Consider the following 14,824-nt stretch of genomic DNA (forward strand, 5'->3'; position numbering starts at 1 on the left):
ACCCCCACCGACGGAAGGTGACGTCATGGCAGACGACGACCGGAACCCCAGCAGACGTACGCTGCTCGCCACGGCCTCGGGGGCGGCGGCCGCCCTCGCCCTGACCGGCCCGGCCGCCGCCGTCGCCGCGACCGGCTCGCCCGCCGGCGCCGGTGTCCCGGCCGGGGCCCGGCCCGCCCCCGGGCGCGGGGCCGCGGCACAGGCGTACACCTGGCGCACCGCCGCCATCGGCGGCACCGGCTTCGTCACCGGAGTGCTCTTCCATCCGAAGGTCAAGGGTCTCGCCTACGCCCGTACCGACATCGGCGGCGCCTACCGCTGGGACGAGGCGGCCCAGCGGTGGACGCCGCTGACCGATCACATCGGCTGGGACGACTACCACCTGCTCGGGGTCGAGGCCCTCGCCGTGGACCCGGCGAACCCGGACCGGGTGTACCTCGCGCTCGGCGCGTACACCCAGTCCTGGGCGGGCAACGGCGCGGTGCTGCGCTCCACGGACCGGGGCGCCACGTTCAGCCGGACGGACCTGACGGTGAAGCTCGGCGGCAACGAGGACGGGCGGGGCACGGGGGAACGCCTGCTCGTGGACCCCCGCGACAGCGACGTGCTGTACCTGGGGACCCGGCACGACGGGCTGCTCCGCTCCGCCGACCGGGGCGCCACCTGGGCCGCCGCGTCCTTCCCCGCCGCGCCGAGCGGGAGCGGCCAGGGCATCACCTTCCTGGTGGCCGCCGAGCGGACCGTGTACGCGGGGTGGGGCGACGGTGGCGGCGCCCTGTACCGCACGAGCGACGGGGTGACCTGGCAGGCCGTGCCGGGCCGGCCGGTCACCGCGGCCACCCGGGTGCCGGTCCGGGCGGCGTACGACGCGGGCGCGCGCGGTCTGTACGTCACCTACGCCAACACTCCCGGCCCCAACAACCAGACCGACGGGGCCGTGTTCCGGCTGGACACCGTCACCGGGGCGTGGACCGAGGTGACCCCCCTCAAGCCGTCGGGCGGCGACGCCTTCGGGTACGGCGGCGTGGCGGTCGACGCCCGGGTGCCCGGCACGGTCGTGGTCTCCACCAACAACCGCTGGGGCCCGGTCGACACGCTGTACCGCTCCACCGACGGCGGCCGGACCTGGATGTCCCTGAAGGAGACCGCGGTCCTCGACGTCCGCGAGACGCCCTACCTCACCTGGGGCGGCTCCGCGCCGAAGTTCGGCTGGTGGATCCAGGCGGTCGCGATCGACCCGTTCGATTCGCGGCACCTCGTGTACGGCACGGGCGCCACGCTCTACGCGACGCGCGACCTGGTGCGCTGGGCGCCGTGGGTCAGGGGCCTGGAGGAATCGGCCGTACGCCAGCTCGTCGCACCGCCCGCCGGGGGCGCGACGCTGCTGAGCGGGCTCGGTGACGTCGGTGTGATGTACCACGACACACTGACGGCCTCGCCCTCGCGCGGCATGGCCACGAATCCGGTCTTCGGCACGGCCACGGGTCTGGCGCTGGCGCCGCTGAAACCCGCGTACGTCGTCCGGGCCGGCTGGGGGGACCAGGGCAACGGGGCGTACTCCACGGACGGCGGCAGGAGCTGGCGGCCCTTCGCCGCGCAGCCCGCCATCGCGTCCACGGCCCCCGGACCGATCGCGGTGAGCGCCGACGGCACCACCCTGCTCTGGTCGTTCGTCCACTGGGACGGCACGAAACACCCCGGCTTCCGCTCCACCGACAACGGGGCGTCCTGGGCCGAGGTGACCACGTTCCCCAGGGGCGCGGTGCCGGTCGCGGACCCGGTGGACCGCACCCGTTTCTACGTGTACGACACGGACGCGGGCGCGGTGTACCGTTCCACGGACTCGGGTGCCACGTTCACGCGCGGCGCGGGCGGACTGCCGTCGGGGGACGTCCAGTTCCGTATCGCCGCGGCCCCCGGCCGGTCGGGCGACCTGTGGCTGTCAGCGAAGTGGAACGGCCTGTACCGGTCCACCGACGGCGGTGCGTCCTTCACCAAGGTGACCAGTTGCTGGGGCAGTTACGCGCTGGGCTTCGGCAAGGCCGCGCCGGGCGCCGCCTACCCCGCGATCTTCCAGACCGGCGCGACGGAGCACTTCGTCGGTGTGTACCGCTCCGACGACACGGGCACCAGCTGGATCCGCGTCAACGACGACACCCACCAGTGGGGGTGGACCGGCGAGACCATCACCGGCGATCCCCGCGTCCACGGCCGGGTGTACCTCGGCACGAACGGCCGTGGCATCCAGTACGGAGACCCCGCCTGATGCCCTCCCTCTCCGACGCCACCCGTGGCCGCGTGCTGTTCGGCGGTGACTACAACCCCGAGCAGTGGCCGGAGGAGATCTGGCCGGAGGACGCGCGGCTGATGAAGGAGGCCGGTGTCACCTCCGTCACCGTCGGGGTCTTCTCCTGGGCCCGGATCGAGCCCCGTCCCGGGGTGCGGGACTTCGGCTGGCTGGACCGGCTGATGGACCTGATGCACGGATCCGGCATCGGGGTCGTGCTGGCCACGCCGACCGCGTCCCCGCCGCCCTGGATGGGGTCCCTCCATCCCGAGACGCTGCCACGCGACGAGGACGGCAGGACGGTGTGGTGGGGCTCGCGGCAGCACTTCTGCCCCAGCTCCCCGGTCTACCGCCGGTACGCCGCCGCCGTCACCGAAGACCTCGCCGGACGCTACGCCGGCCATCCGTCCCTGACCATGTGGCACATCAACAACGAGTACTGCACGCACTGCTGGTGCGACGAGACGGCCCGGCACTTCCGGCGCTGGCTGCGCGCGCGGCACGGCACACTCGACGCGCTCAACGAGTCCTGGGGCACCTCGTTCTGGAGCCAGCGCTACGACTCCTGGGAGGAGATCATCCCCCCGCGCCGGGCCCAGTACATGAAGAACCCGGGGCAGGTGCTGGACTTCAAGCGATTCACCTCCGACGCCCTGCTGGAGTGTTACGAGGCCGAACGCGACATCGTCGCCCGGCACAGCCCCCGGGTCCCGGTCACGACGAACTTCATGCCGCTGTGGTCCGGGCAGGACGCCTGGAAGTGGGCCGAGCGGGAGGACGTCGTCTCGGTCGACGTCTACCCGGACCCGAAGGACCCGTACCGCGGGCAGTACAACGCGATGCTCGGGGACATGACCCGCTCCCAGGCGCGCGGGCCGTGGGCCCTGATGGAACAGGCCGCGGGCGCGGTGAACTGGCGGGGCGTCAACCACCCCAGGCCCCGCGGTCTGAACCGGCTGCTGTCGCTGCAGTCCGTGGCCCACGGGGCGGACGTGATCTGCTACTTCCAGTGGCGCCAGTCCCGGCAGGGCGCGGAGAAGTTCCACTCGGGGATGCTCTCCCACGCGGGCGAGCGGGGGCGCGCCTTCCAGGAGGTCAAGCGGATCGGCGCCGAGCTGGCCGCGCTGGGACCCCATGTGGCGGGGACCGCGCTCACGGCCGAGGTCGTCGTCCTGCACGACTGGGACTCCTGGTGGGCGGACCAGCAGGACGGCAGGCCGTCGGAACTGGTGGAGTACACCGAGCTCGTACGCGCCTGGCACCGCGCGCTGTGGGAGTCGAACATCCCCGTCGACTTCGCCCGGCCCGATCACGACCTGAGCGGTTACCGGCTGATCCTCGTACCGCACCTGTATCTCCTGGGTGACCGGGCGATCGAGAACCTGGTGCGGTGCGTACGCGAAGGGTCCACCCTCGTCTGCGGTTTCCTGACCGGGGTGGCGGACGAGGACGACCGGGTGCGGCCGGGCGGCATGGACGGGCGCCTGCGGGAGTTGTTCGGCATCGGAACCGTCCACGAATGGTGGCCGCTGGCCGCCGGGGAGCAGGTACGGTGCGACGGCTTCCTGGCCGGCCTGTGGTCCGAGGAGCTGGAGCTCTCGACCGGCGAGCCCGTCGCCCGCTACCGCGACGGCGAACTCGCCGGACTGCCCGCGGTCGTACGGAACGGGCGCGCGTGGTACGTCTCGACCCTGCCCGAGCCGGCCGCGCTGCGGGCGCTGCTGGCCGAGGCGGCGGACGGCGCCGGGGTGCGGCCGGTGCTGGCCGGGCTGCCGGCGGGCGTGGAGGCGGTACGCCGCGGGGAGCTGCTGTTCCTGCTCAACCACGCCCCGACGGCGGTCACCGCCCCGGTGGCGGGCCGCCACCGGGAGTTGCTGGGCGGCCGGACGGTGGACGGGGCGGTGGAGCTGGAGCGGTACGGCGTGGCGGTGCTGCGCGAACTGCCGTCCGATCCGGCGGCGCCCCGCGCGGGCGGCGGGTGAGCCGCCCGCTCGTGAGCCACCGGCACGGGGCCGCCGCCCGGCCCGCCCCCGATCTCCGCCGGCTCCCCCACGGTCCGTGTGACCCCGGCCGGCGGGCCCGGTCTCTCCCGAGGCCGTGGCACCACCCCCACCCATGGAAGGACACCATGGCGCATCGCATCCTGAACACGAGCCTGCTCGCCCCCGCCGCCGCGTTCGCCGCACTGGTCGGGTTCGCCGCGGCCCCCGCCCAGGCGGCCGTCTGGTCCTCCTCGGAGCAGTGGGGCAACTACACCACCTCCGACGGCTACATCCTGTACAACAACATCTGGGGCTCCGGCGCGGGTGCCCAGACGATCTGGGCCAACTCCTCCTCGGACTGGGGCGTGTGGGCCAACCACCCGAACACCGGCGGCATCAAGTCCTACCCCAACGCGAAGAAGGTGATCGGGAAGGCGATCAACTCCCTCTCCTCGCTCAGGAGCGGGTACAACGTCACGGTACCGGCGGCGGGCGCGTACAACTCGTCGTACGACATCTGGGACAAGGACTACACGTACGAGGTCATGCTCTGGGTGAACTACAACGGAGCCGTCGGCCCGCTGGGCGGCTCTCAGGGGACGGCGACCCTCGGCGGTCACACCTGGAACGTGTACAAGGGGAACAACGGCAACAACGAGGTGTTCTCGTTCCTGCGCACCTCGGACTCCACCGCCGGCACGGTCGACATCCTGCCCATCCTGAAGTGGATCAAGGACGCCAAGGGCTGGTGGGGAAACGTGACCATCGGTGACGTCCAGTTCGGCTACGAGATCACCTCGTCGGCCGGCGGCCTGGACTTCCACACCAACAGCTTCTCGGTGTCGGGTAGCTGACAGTCCGTCAGGGCCTCATGGACCGACTGTCACGGGAGCGGGTCTCCGGCCACGGCCCGGGGGCCCGCGCTCTCCCGTACGGTCAGCTCCGGCTTCAGCAGGACGACCTCGTCTCCGCCCCGTCCGGCGAGTTTCGCGACGACCTGCTCGACCGCGCGCCGGCCCATCTCCTGGGCCGGCAGGGCGACCGAGGTCAGGGGCACCGACGCCTGTACGGCCACCTGGTCCGGGCAGATGGCGACGACCGAGACGTCTTCGGGCACCGCCCGGCGCTGCTGGCGCAGCAAGGCCAGCAGCGGGTCGGTGGCGGCCTCGTTCTGGACGACGAAGGCGGTGGTGCCGGGCCGTTCGTCGAAGATCCGTCCCACGGTGGCGGAGACCGAGGCGTAACCGCCCTCGCACGGGCGGTGGAGCAGCCGCAGACCGAGTTCGCCACAGCGTTCCCGCAGTCCGCTCAGGGTGCGTTCGGCGAAGCCGGTGAGCCGTTCGTAGACGCCCGGGGCCTCACCGATCACGGCGATCTCCCGGTGTCCGAGCCCGGCCAGGTGCTCGGCGCACAGGGCGCCCGCCGCGGCGAAGTCGAGGTCGACGCAGCTGAGGCCGTCGGTGTCGGCGGGCAGGCCGATCAGCACCCCCGGCCGCCGCGCGGCACGCAGCGGCGGCAGCCGGTCGTCGTGCAGCTCCACGTCCATCAGGATCATCGCGTCCGCCAAGGCGCTGCCCTCGATGCGCCGGACGGCGTCCGCGCCCTCCTCGCCGGTGAGCAGCAGGACGTCGTAGCCGTAGGCGCGGGCGGTGGTGGCGACGGCGATGGCGATCTCCATCATCACCGGCACGTACATGTCGGTGCGCAGCGGCACCATGAGGGCGATGATGTTCGACCGGTTGCTGGCCAGCGCGCGGGCACCGGCGTTGGGGTGGTAGCCGAGCTGCTCGATGCTGCGCTCGACCCGGGCGCGGGTGGAGGCGGAGATGGACCGCTTGCCGCTGAGGACATAGCTCACGGTGCTGGCGGAGACTCCGGCATGCTGAGCGACATCGGCGAGGGTGACCATTCAGCTCTCCAAGGCAGACCGAGGTGAAGCGCTTCGACGCGATTGTCTACGACAATAGGTCGCACCCCTATGACCTGTCCATAAGAGCGTCGAAGCGCTTCGACTACGTCCTGAAAACCGGTCATATCCGCAGCCCGGAAACGGACGTTGCCCGACGGTGCGGTGTCCGGGGGCAACGGTACGCGCTCGGTGTGCCGGGCCGGCTCGTGCGGGAGGGCGGGCCGGCCCGGGCGGCACCGTCAGGAACCGGCCAGTGCCGTGAGGATCACGGCCGCGAGCGCGGCGCGGTCGACCAGGCCGGTGGCCGTGGTGTGTTCGGAGCGGGCGTGGGCGCCGGCGCCCAGGGCGCCGAGACCGTCCAGGACCGGAATCCCCGCGGCGACGACGAAGTTGCCGTCGCTCGCGCCGCCCACCGCCGCCTCGCGGAGGTCCTCGCCCAGCAGGGCGGCGCAGTCGCGCGCCAGGTCGGCCAATCGCGCGACGCCTTCTGTCCGTTCGAACACGGGCCGGTTCCAGCCGCCGGTGACCTCGAGGGACGTACGGGGGTCGACCGGCCGCAGGGCGGCCAGCGCCGCGCCGATCCGCTCCTGCTCGGCGGCGGTGGCGACGCGCACGTCCAGGTGGGCGACCGCTCGGCCCGCCGTGACATTGGAGCGGGTGCCGCCCTCGATCACACCGACGTTCAGGGAGGTGCCCGCCGCGCTGTCGCGCAGCGCGCCCAGCCGCAGAATCTGGTGGGCGAGTTCCTCCACCGCGCTGGCGCCGGCCGTGGGGTCGAGGCCGGCGTGCGCCTCCCGCCCGGTGACGGTGAGGGTGAACAGCCCGACGCCCTTGCGCGCCGTCTTGAGGGCCCCGTCGGCGGCGGCCTCGAAGACCAGCGCGGCACGGCTCTCGCGCGCTTCCGCGACGATGGTTTCACTGGAGTGGAGGCTGCCGGTCTCCTCGTCGCCGTTGAGCAGCAGCGTGCACGCCGGGCGGGGCAGCCCGGCCGCCTCCAGGGCGCGCAGCGCCCACACCGCCTGCACCAGCCCCGCCTTCATGTCGAACACGCCGGGGCCGGTGATCCGGTCGCCCTCGCGGTGGAAGGGCCAGGTCGCCAGGGTGCCGGTGGGCCACACCGTGTCGTAGTGGGCGAGCAGCAGCACCGGCCGCTCGCCCGTACCGGGGTAGCGGCGGATCACGACGTCGGCCGCGCCCGGGCTCCGGCGCACCTCTTCGGTGTATTCGGTGCCGAGGGCCGTGTCGAGCCAGTCGCGCAGCCAGGCCAGGCACTCCGCCAGCGCCTGCGGGTCGTCGCTCGCGCTCTCCCGGGAGGTGTACGCGGCGAGATCGGCGACCATCTCGTCCTGGTGGGCGGCGAGGTGGGCCCGGATCTTCTGGGCCGCGCTCGCGTCGGGGGCCGCGAGCGCGGGTTCGGACGCGGCGACGGGCGTGGCCGTGGTGGCCAGCCGGTCCAGGGCGTCCAGCCGTGACTCGGCCATCAGGCCGGGGTCCCGTTCCAGTTCGCGCAGGCCCGCGATGACGGCGCGCAGCACCGGTGTCGCCATGCCGTGCCGCTCGGCCTGCTCGAAGACGTCCGCGTAGTGCGTGGTCACCTCGACCGGCCGACGGCGTACGGCGAGGTCGCGCCAGATGCCGCTGCGGTCCTTGGGCTGGGTGCGCAGCCACGCGGTCAGCCGGCCGGTGGCCGCGCGCCGCAGGGCCGGGTCGGCGCCGCGCCGGAACGCCTCGGGCTCGAAGGCGTCGAACGCCTCCAAGGTGACGCCGAGCGCGTCGGCAACCTGGAAGACCTCGGCGGCGAGCGCGTCCATGGCGGGTGCGTGGCGGTCGATCAGTTCGGCCATCGGCGCGTCGGCCAGCGCCGTCGCGGCCAGCATGGCGCCGAAGCCCGCCTTGGCCCAGAGATAGCCCTCGACATTGTCGCTGCTCTCGGCCGGGCCCCAGCTGGTGAGGTCGGCGACGAGGCCGCGTACCCGGGCGGAGACCGGGGCGCCGCCGGGTTCGCCGATGACCAGCGCGCCGGCCCCGCCGTCGCGGATCACCCCGGGTTCGATCACATCGGCGAAGATGTTGACGAAGGCCGCGACGGTGCGCTCCGCGCCGATCCGCCGGGCTATCAGGTCCTCGTTGAATCCGTTCTGCACGGAGACGACCCAGCCGTCCGGGGCGAGCCGGGGCTCGATCCAGTCCAGCGCGGCGTCCGTGGCCTGGGCCTTGACCGCGAGCAGCACCCGGTGGAGGGGGCCGTCCAACGCGTCCGGGGTGGCCGCCTCGACGGCGACGCTGCTGCGTTCCCCGCCCCGGTCGAGCGTCAGCCCGTGCGCCTGGACGGCGGCCACGTGCGCGGTGTCGGTGTCGATGACGCGGACCGGGTGTCCGGCCCTGGCCAGGCTGTGGGCGAGGGTGCCGCCGATGGCTCCCGCCCCCACCACCGTGTAGGCGTCGCGGGTGCTCTGGCGCGTAGCGGAACTCATCCGTGGTGTCCTTCCCCGGCCTCGGCCGGTGGGTGGGCGGTGGCGGTGGTGCCGCCCGTCTCGTCGTGGTCGTCCGGCGGCCAGATCCGGGGCAGGTGGAGCGCCCCGGTGCTCGATCCCCCGTCCACTCGCAGGATCTCGCCGGTGATCCAGGAGGCGTCGGGGCCCGCGATCCAGCGGACGGCGCGGGCGATGTCCCGCGGGGTGCCGGGCCGGCCGAGGGGGTTGGCCCCGATCGCCGCGGCGTACCGCGCGGAGACCGGGTTGCGGTCGCTGGCGACCGGGACGAAGCCGGGGCTGACCGCGTTGACCCGGATGCCCCGGGCGCCCAGTTCCAGCGCGGCGGCGCGGGTGGCCATCTCGAGCGCGGCCTTGGAGGAGGCGTAGGGGCCGCCGCCGGGCCGGGCTCGCAGTGCGGAGCCGGAGGAGATGTTGACGACCGCCCCGCCCGTGCCGTGCTCGGCGGCCAGCCGGGCGAAAGCGGCGGTGGCCAGCACGGGTGCGCGCACGTTGACGGCGAAGAGGCGGTCCCATGCCTCGGCCCGCACCTCGTCCATGTCCAGCGACGGATATACGCCCGCCGCGTTGACCAACACGTCAACACCCCGGACACCGCCGGCGGCACCGACGGCGCCGGTCGCCTGCCAGGCGCGTTCGACCAGCCGGGCGGGGGCGTCGGGGTCCGTCAGGTCCACGGTGACCGCCACGGCCGGGGTGGTGGCCGCGAGCCGGTCCGCGGTCCGCTCCAGTTCGTCCCGGTCCTGGTCGGCGAGGGTGAGCGCGTAGCCGTCGGCCGCGAACTCCTCGGCGACGGCCCGGCCGATGCCCCGGGCGGCTCCCGTGATCAGGGCGTGGAGCGGTGGCGTCGTCCCGCCGGGCGCCCGGAGCCCGCGGAACTCGTTCTCCGTCACCGGAACTCCTTGTCCTTGGTCTCGGGCATGGTCACGTACACGAGGAAGGAGATCAGCGACGCGGCACTGACGTACACCCACAGCAGGTCGCTGTGCCCGTTCTCGTGCAGCCAGGTGGTCAGGTACGGCGCGGTGCCGCCGAAGAGGGCGACGGCCAGCGCGTACGGCAGCGCGATCCCGGTGGCGCGGACCTCGGGCGGGAACTGCTCGGCCATGATCACCGCACAGTTGGCGGAGTAGCCGAGCACCAGCAGCATGCCGGCCAGCTGCACGAGGAACACGCTCAGGAAGCTGTTGTCCAGCAGCCGCAGCAGCGGCCAGGAGAACACCACGAATCCGCCGGCGAACGCCGCCATCGTCGGTTTGCGGCCGAGTCGGTCGGACAGCAGCCCGGCGAACGGCAGCGACACGACGAAGACGATCAGGCAGAGCGTCTGCGAGAGCAGCGCGGTCTTCAGGGGGATACCGGTGGTGAGGTTGGCGTAGGTGGGCAGGTAGTTGACCCAGATGTAGTACGTCAGTGTGCCCGCGATGGTGATGCCCGCGACGCGCAGCGCGGCGCCCGGGTGCTCCACGAACATCGCCTTGAGCGGGTTGGCCCGGGTACGGCCCGTGCCCCGCGCCTCGGTGAAGGAGGCGGTGTCCTCCACCGAGACCCGCAGCCACAGGCCGACCAGGCCGAGGAGCCCGCCGAGGACGAAGGCGGCCCGCCAGCCCCAGGAGTGCAGGGCGGCGTCGCTGAGCAGGGAGGTGGCGACGGTGCCCAGCAACGAGGCGATCAGCACGCCGCCCGCCACCGACACCTGTTGCCAGGACCCGGCGAAGGCGCGCCGGCCGCGGGCGGCCGACTCCACCAGGAAGGCCGAGGAGGAGCCGAACTCGCCGCCCGCGGAGAAGCCCTGGACCAGCCGGGCCACCAGCAGCACGAGGGGGGAGAGCACACCGATGCTGTCGTAGCCGGGGGTGAGCGCGATGACGAAGGCCGCGCCCGCCATCAGGCCGACGGTCAGTGTCATGCCCTTCTTACGGCCGTGCCGGTCGGCGTAGACACCGAGCACGGCGGCGCCGACGGGCCGCATGACGAAGCCGACGGCGAAGACGGCCAGGGTGGACAGCAGGGCGACGGCCCCGTCCCCGGCCGGGAAGAACTCATCAGCGATGATCTTGACGAAGATCGAGTACAGGGCCCAGTCGACCCATTCGACGGTGTTGCCGATGGTGCCGGCCACGATGGCCTTGCGCTGGGCGGGGGTCATCCGGTGGGACGTGACCGGGGCCGCGGCGGCGGCCTCGGCGGGCTCGGTGCTCATGGCGTGTGCTCCGGGGATTCGGGGCGAAGCGCGGTGCGGGCGGCCTCGGCCAGTTCGGCGTGGGTGGCGTACCAGACGCCCGGGTGGGCGGCGATGTGGTCCAGCAGTTCGCGCAGCACGGCCATGCGCGAGCGGTGCCCGATGACATGCGGGTGCAGGGTGAGCTGGAAGACCCCGCCCTCGCGGTAGGCGGCGTCGAACTCGTCGGTCCAGATCTCCAGCACGTCGCGCGGGCGGCTGTGCGGGCGGACCGAGCCGTAGCGGTCCATGGTGAAGTACGGCGCGTCGTCGCGGATCCAGTCGACGGGGATCTCGACCAGTCCGGTGGGCCGCCCCTCGGCGAGGATCTCGTACGGCTCGTCGTCGGCCATGAGCGAGGAGTCGTAGGCGAAGCCGAGTTCGAGGATGGTGTGCAGCGTGGAGTCGGAGAAGTCCCAGGAGGGCGTGCGGATGCCGACCGGTCGTCGGCCCGTGAGGTCGGTGAGTGTCCGCAGCGCGCGGCTCACCAGTTCCTTCTCGTCCTGGCGGCCGAGCAGGGTGTTGCGTTCGTGGATCCAGCCGTGGACGGCGAGTTCATGGCCGTCGCGGGTGTAGGCGCGGGCCTCCTCGGGGTGCAGGAGCGCGGAGACGGCCGGCATGAAGAACGTCGCGGGCACGCCGTGCCGGGCGAGGAGTTCCAGGATCCGGGGGGCGCCGGCCCTGGCTCCGTACTCGCCCTGCGCGAGCCGGCCCGGGCTGGTCTCGCCGTCGCGCAGGGGGATGGTCTCGTGGTCGGGGTCGAAGGACAGCGCGACCGCGACCCGGGCCCCGCCGGGCCACCGGTCGGGCAGCAGCCGCCGCCCGGCGCGGACCGCGTCGACGTGGCGGCGCCACTCGCTCTCGGGCCAGCGCCAGCTCTCGGCGGACGGGTTCGGGTCGGTGCGGGACACGCCGGTTCGGGACATGGGTGCTCCCTGGGAGGTTCGAGTGTGCCGTGCCGCACGGCATGGGCGGGGCCGGGCGCGGGCGGTCGGGTACGGGGTGGGCGGCCGCCCGGTGCTCCGAGGAGGACGTGCGGCAGGCGGGCGAGGAGGTGGTGCGGGCAGGGGTGAGAAGGGCGGGGCGAGTGCCGGACGGTCAGCCGAACTGGTCCATCCGGGTCCAGCCGTACTTGACGGTGGACAGGTGCAGGGTGACGTCGGAGGCGTTCAGCCCGGGCAGGGCACCGACGACTTCGCCCGTGTAACGGAAGAGATCGGTGCGGCGGGGCAGAACCACGTGGCCGACCAGGTTGAACCGGCCAGTGGCCGCCGCCAGGAACTTGGTGCCCGGATGGCGGGCGAGCTGCCTGCCCGCCGCGTCGAGACGGTCCGGCTCGATGGACAGCCACACCATGAACTCGGCGTCGTAGCCCAGCAGCGCCGGCTCCACGAGGGTGCGGAAGTGCAGGACGCCCCGGCCGACCAGCCGGTCGAGGGCGCGCGCGACGCTGGACTCGCTGCGGCCCAGCCGGCGCGCGAGGGTGCTCACGGGGAGCCGGCCGTCCGGGGCGAGTGCGTCGGCGACGGCGTGTTCGAGGTCGGAGAGCGCTTGTGGCGCCTGGTCCCAGTCCTCCCGGTCGCACGGTGTGGCCAGCGCGGCGGGGCGCAGATTGGCGGCGGCCTCGGCCGGGAGCAGACCGGTGTCCCACAGTGCCGCGGAGGTGAAGGTACGGATGACGGCCACGCATTCGGTGCCCGCGATGAGGTGGGCGCCGGGCAGGTCGGTGAACAGCAGCCGCATCAGGTGCTCGTTGTCCTGGGCGACGAAGTCGACGATCAGGTCGGCGGTGCCGGTGACCACGGCCAGGAACCGCACCTCGCGGCAGTCCGCGAGCACTTCCGCCAGCTCCAGGCCCTTGCCCGGCAGTGCCTGGACGCGTACCAGCATGGAGGAGCCGGCCGTGGTGCGGTCCAGCTCCAGCGCGGCGACGACATGCAGCAGCCGGCGCTCGCGCAGCGCCTGGTAGCGGCGCTGCGCGGTGGTCTCGCTGGCGCCCGCCCAGCGGGCGACCGCGCTCCACGGGGCACGGCCGTTGAGCTGGAGCGCGGCGATGACGCGGCGGTCCAGCTCATCGATCATGTCGGCGCGAGCGCGGGTGGTCATGGGGCGGGACGCTAATCACCACTCCGGCACCCGTCAACGAAGGAATCCTGCGTCCGCCCGGGCCCGGGACGCGCTCTCCGGCCGCGCGAGTGTTACGGGCGAGGAAAATCCGCAGATCGACGGGGTGGACGGGCGGGGTGCCGGTTCGCGCCGGATCACACCACCCGCCCGCCGAATTTTTCCGTCGCGCACCGGCCCGGGCAGGCGCCGTGCGCCACGTGCGGCGCCTGCCGTACGCCGCGTGTGCGCGAAGAGGGACACACCGCACGCCGGGAGCGCGACATCCCCGGACACCCGAGGCGACGGTCAAGGGGCCGGGCCGTTGGCCCCCTGACCGTCACGGGGCCAACGGCCCCGTCGGCCCCCGTTTCAGGGGCGCGGGCCGATCTCCCGGGCCCCGTCGAAGACCGCGATCGCCATCGCCGGGCAGGAGTCGGCGGCGTCGAGCACCAGCTCGTCGGGGGCGGTGCTGCCGGCGACCGGGCGGGAGGTGTCGCCGTCGAGCACGAAGTGGTCGGGTGCCACGCCCGCGCAGATCCCCGACCCCATGCAGCGCCGCGCGTCCACGGCCAGCCGCCAACTCATCGGCTCACCACCCCACCGGCATGGTGCGCGGGCCCCGGACGAGCATCTGGTCCTTCCAGACGACGTCGCCGGCCAGACGCAGCCCCGGCAGCCGGGTGAGCAGCGCGCGCAGCGCCTCCTGGAGCTCGACCCGGGCCAGGGGCGCGCCGAGACAGTGGTGCACACCGTGGCCGAAACCGAGGTGCTGGACCTGCCGGCGCTCGACGTCCAGGACGCCCGGCGCGCTGAAGCGGATCGCGTCCCGGTTGGCCGCGCCGGTCGCGACCAGCACCGGCTCCCCCGCCTTGACGAGCGTGCCGCCGACCTCGATGTCCTCCGTGGCGTACCGGGGGAAGGCGGCGCCGGCGCCGAGCGGTACGAACCGCATCAGCTCCTCCACCGCGCCCGCGATCAGCTCGGGCCGTTCGGCGAGCAGCCGCATCTGGTCCGGGTGGTCGAGCAGGACGTGGACGAAGTTGGGGATCTGGCTCGCCGTGGTCTCGTGGCCGGCCACCAGCAGGCCGACGCACATGTCGATCAGCTCCGTCTCGGAGAGCCGGTCCTCGACGTCGCGCGCCTCGATGAGGGCGGACATCAGGTCGTCGGCGGGCTTCGCGCGGTGCTGGGCCACCAGTCCCGCCATGTAGTCGGTCAGCTCCTGCCGTTTGGCCAGGAACTCCTCGGCGGTCAGCCGACTGGTGGACAGCGCGGCGTCGCTCCACTCCCGGAACAGCGGCCGGTCCGCCACCGGGACACCGAGCATCTGACAGATCACGGCGACCGGGATCGGCAGCGCGTAGTCCTCGACCAGGTCGGCGGGCGGGCCGGTCTCGATCAGTCCGTCGACGAGGTCGTCGGCGAGCCGGGCGATGTCGGGCCGCATCTTCTCCATGCGGTGCACCGTGAACGCCTTGGTCACGAGCGTGCGCAGCCGCGTGTGGTCGGGCGGGTCCATGGAGAGGATCCCGCCGGTGCGCTTCGCGGGCATCGGCCGGGGCGGGTCGTCGTGGTCCCGCTCCGCGGCCCGGCTGAAGCGGCGGTCGCCCAGCACGAGCCGGGCGTCGGCGTAGCGGGTGGCCAGCCAGGCCGGCTCGCCGTAGGGGAGCTGGACCCTGAGCAGTCCGGGCTGCTCACGGGCCCGTTCGTACGCGTCCGACAGGCCGATCCCCTCGGAGGTGTTGAACGGATAGCTGACGGGTTCGGCGGGTGCGTGCTGTACCTCGGTCATCGATGGGCCCCGATCGCGAGTCGTGGCGGGCACTG

At 73.3% G+C, this 14,824-nt stretch carries 11 protein-coding genes; 3 read left to right on the forward strand and 8 right to left on the reverse strand.

What is annotated here, in order from left to right; translation table 11 throughout:
- Positions 1 to 25 precede the first annotated feature (25 nt).
- The 3 genes from ACU6P3_RS00330 (at position 26) to ACU6P3_RS00340 (ending at position 5,123) form a co-directional block, all read left to right on the forward strand.
- Positions 26 to 2,266 (forward strand): WD40/YVTN/BNR-like repeat-containing protein, encoded by a 2,241-nt coding sequence (locus ACU6P3_RS00330; protein ID WP_447195361.1) that lies wholly within the window; start codon positions 26 to 28, stop codon positions 2,264 to 2,266.
- Positions 2,266 to 4,269, forward strand: coding sequence for a beta-galactosidase (locus tag ACU6P3_RS00335; RefSeq protein ID WP_447195362.1), 2,004 nt, complete (start codon positions 2,266 to 2,268; stop codon positions 4,267 to 4,269). The genes ACU6P3_RS00330 and ACU6P3_RS00335 overlap by 1 nt, the downstream gene beginning before the upstream one ends.
- Positions 4,270 to 4,415: 146 nt before the next feature.
- Positions 4,416 to 5,123 carry a GH12 family glycosyl hydrolase domain-containing protein gene (locus tag ACU6P3_RS00340; RefSeq protein WP_447195363.1) on the forward strand — a complete coding sequence of 236 codons (708 nt, stop codon included), beginning with the start codon at positions 4,416 to 4,418 and terminating at the stop codon, positions 5,121 to 5,123.
- 29 nt (positions 5,124 to 5,152) lie between these two features.
- Here ACU6P3_RS00340 and ACU6P3_RS00345 read toward each other — a convergent pair whose 3' ends face one another.
- The 8 genes from ACU6P3_RS00345 to ACU6P3_RS00380 all read right to left on the reverse strand — a co-directional run bounded on the left by ACU6P3_RS00345 (position 5,153) and on the right by ACU6P3_RS00380 (position 14,789).
- The gene (locus tag ACU6P3_RS00345) at positions 5,153 to 6,178 is read right to left on the reverse strand and encodes a LacI family DNA-binding transcriptional regulator (protein WP_447195364.1); all 1,026 of its coding nucleotides are present in this window, start codon (positions 6,176 to 6,178) and stop codon (positions 5,153 to 5,155) included.
- Between the two features lie 239 nt (positions 6,179 to 6,417).
- Positions 6,418 to 8,652 carry a 2-dehydropantoate 2-reductase gene (locus tag ACU6P3_RS00350; RefSeq protein ID WP_447195365.1) on the reverse strand — a complete coding sequence of 745 codons (2,235 nt, stop codon included), beginning with the start codon at positions 8,650 to 8,652 and terminating at the stop codon, positions 6,418 to 6,420.
- The gene (locus tag ACU6P3_RS00355; RefSeq protein WP_447195366.1) at positions 8,649 to 9,563 is read right to left on the reverse strand and encodes an SDR family NAD(P)-dependent oxidoreductase; all 915 of its coding nucleotides are present in this window, start codon (positions 9,561 to 9,563) and stop codon (positions 8,649 to 8,651) included. Before ACU6P3_RS00355 ends, ACU6P3_RS00350 begins: the two co-directional genes overlap by 4 nt.
- Positions 9,560 to 10,873 carry an MFS transporter gene (locus ACU6P3_RS00360; RefSeq protein ID WP_447195367.1) on the reverse strand — a complete coding sequence of 438 codons (1,314 nt, stop codon included), beginning with the start codon at positions 10,871 to 10,873 and terminating at the stop codon, positions 9,560 to 9,562. The genes ACU6P3_RS00355 and ACU6P3_RS00360 overlap by 4 nt, the downstream gene beginning before the upstream one ends.
- Positions 10,870 to 11,817: a polysaccharide deacetylase family protein gene (locus ACU6P3_RS00365; protein WP_447195368.1), complete on the reverse strand. Its 948-nt coding sequence runs from the start codon at positions 11,815 to 11,817 to the stop codon at positions 10,870 to 10,872. Before ACU6P3_RS00365 ends, ACU6P3_RS00360 begins: the two co-directional genes overlap by 4 nt.
- Before the next feature lie 172 nt (positions 11,818 to 11,989).
- Positions 11,990 to 12,973, reverse strand: coding sequence for an Lrp/AsnC family transcriptional regulator (locus ACU6P3_RS00370; protein WP_447198159.1), 984 nt, complete (start codon positions 12,971 to 12,973; stop codon positions 11,990 to 11,992).
- A 393-nt stretch (positions 12,974 to 13,366) separates the two neighbouring features.
- Positions 13,367 to 13,582 carry a ferredoxin gene (locus tag ACU6P3_RS00375; RefSeq protein ID WP_447195369.1) on the reverse strand — a complete coding sequence of 72 codons (216 nt, stop codon included), beginning with the start codon at positions 13,580 to 13,582 and terminating at the stop codon, positions 13,367 to 13,369.
- 4 nt (positions 13,583 to 13,586) lie between these two features.
- Entirely contained in the window at positions 13,587 to 14,789 is a 1,203-nt protein-coding gene (locus ACU6P3_RS00380) for a cytochrome P450 (protein ID WP_344284632.1), read from the reverse strand.
- Between the last annotated feature and the right edge of the window lie 35 nt (positions 14,790 to 14,824).

The sequence above is a fragment of the Streptomyces hebeiensis genome (assembly GCF_052983195.1).

What these genes read in the sequence shown, in the direction of transcription:
- ACU6P3_RS00365 (WP_447195368.1), bottom strand. Translation starts at nt 11,817, where the DNA reads ATGTCCCGAACCGGCGTGTCCCGCACCGACCCGAACCCGTCCGCCGAG.
- ACU6P3_RS00350 (WP_447195365.1), bottom strand. Translation starts at nt 8,652, where the DNA reads ATGAGTTCCGCTACGCGCCAGAGCACCCGCGACGCCTACACGGTGGTG.
- ACU6P3_RS00370 (WP_447198159.1), bottom strand. Translation starts at nt 12,973, where the DNA reads ATGATCGATGAGCTGGACCGCCGCGTCATCGCCGCGCTCCAGCTCAAC.
- ACU6P3_RS00375 (WP_447195369.1), bottom strand. Translation starts at nt 13,582, where the DNA reads ATGAGTTGGCGGCTGGCCGTGGACGCGCGGCGCTGCATGGGGTCGGGG.
- ACU6P3_RS00335 (WP_447195362.1), top strand. Translation starts at nt 2,266, where the DNA reads ATGCCCTCCCTCTCCGACGCCACCCGTGGCCGCGTGCTGTTCGGCGGT.
- ACU6P3_RS00340 (WP_447195363.1), top strand. Translation starts at nt 4,416, where the DNA reads ATGGCGCATCGCATCCTGAACACGAGCCTGCTCGCCCCCGCCGCCGCG.
- ACU6P3_RS00330 (WP_447195361.1), top strand. Translation starts at nt 26, where the DNA reads ATGGCAGACGACGACCGGAACCCCAGCAGACGTACGCTGCTCGCCACG.
- ACU6P3_RS00380 (WP_344284632.1), bottom strand. Translation starts at nt 14,789, where the DNA reads ATGACCGAGGTACAGCACGCACCCGCCGAACCCGTCAGCTATCCGTTC.
- ACU6P3_RS00360 (WP_447195367.1), bottom strand. Translation starts at nt 10,873, where the DNA reads ATGAGCACCGAGCCCGCCGAGGCCGCCGCCGCGGCCCCGGTCACGTCC.
- ACU6P3_RS00345 (WP_447195364.1), bottom strand. Translation starts at nt 6,178, where the DNA reads ATGGTCACCCTCGCCGATGTCGCTCAGCATGCCGGAGTCTCCGCCAGC.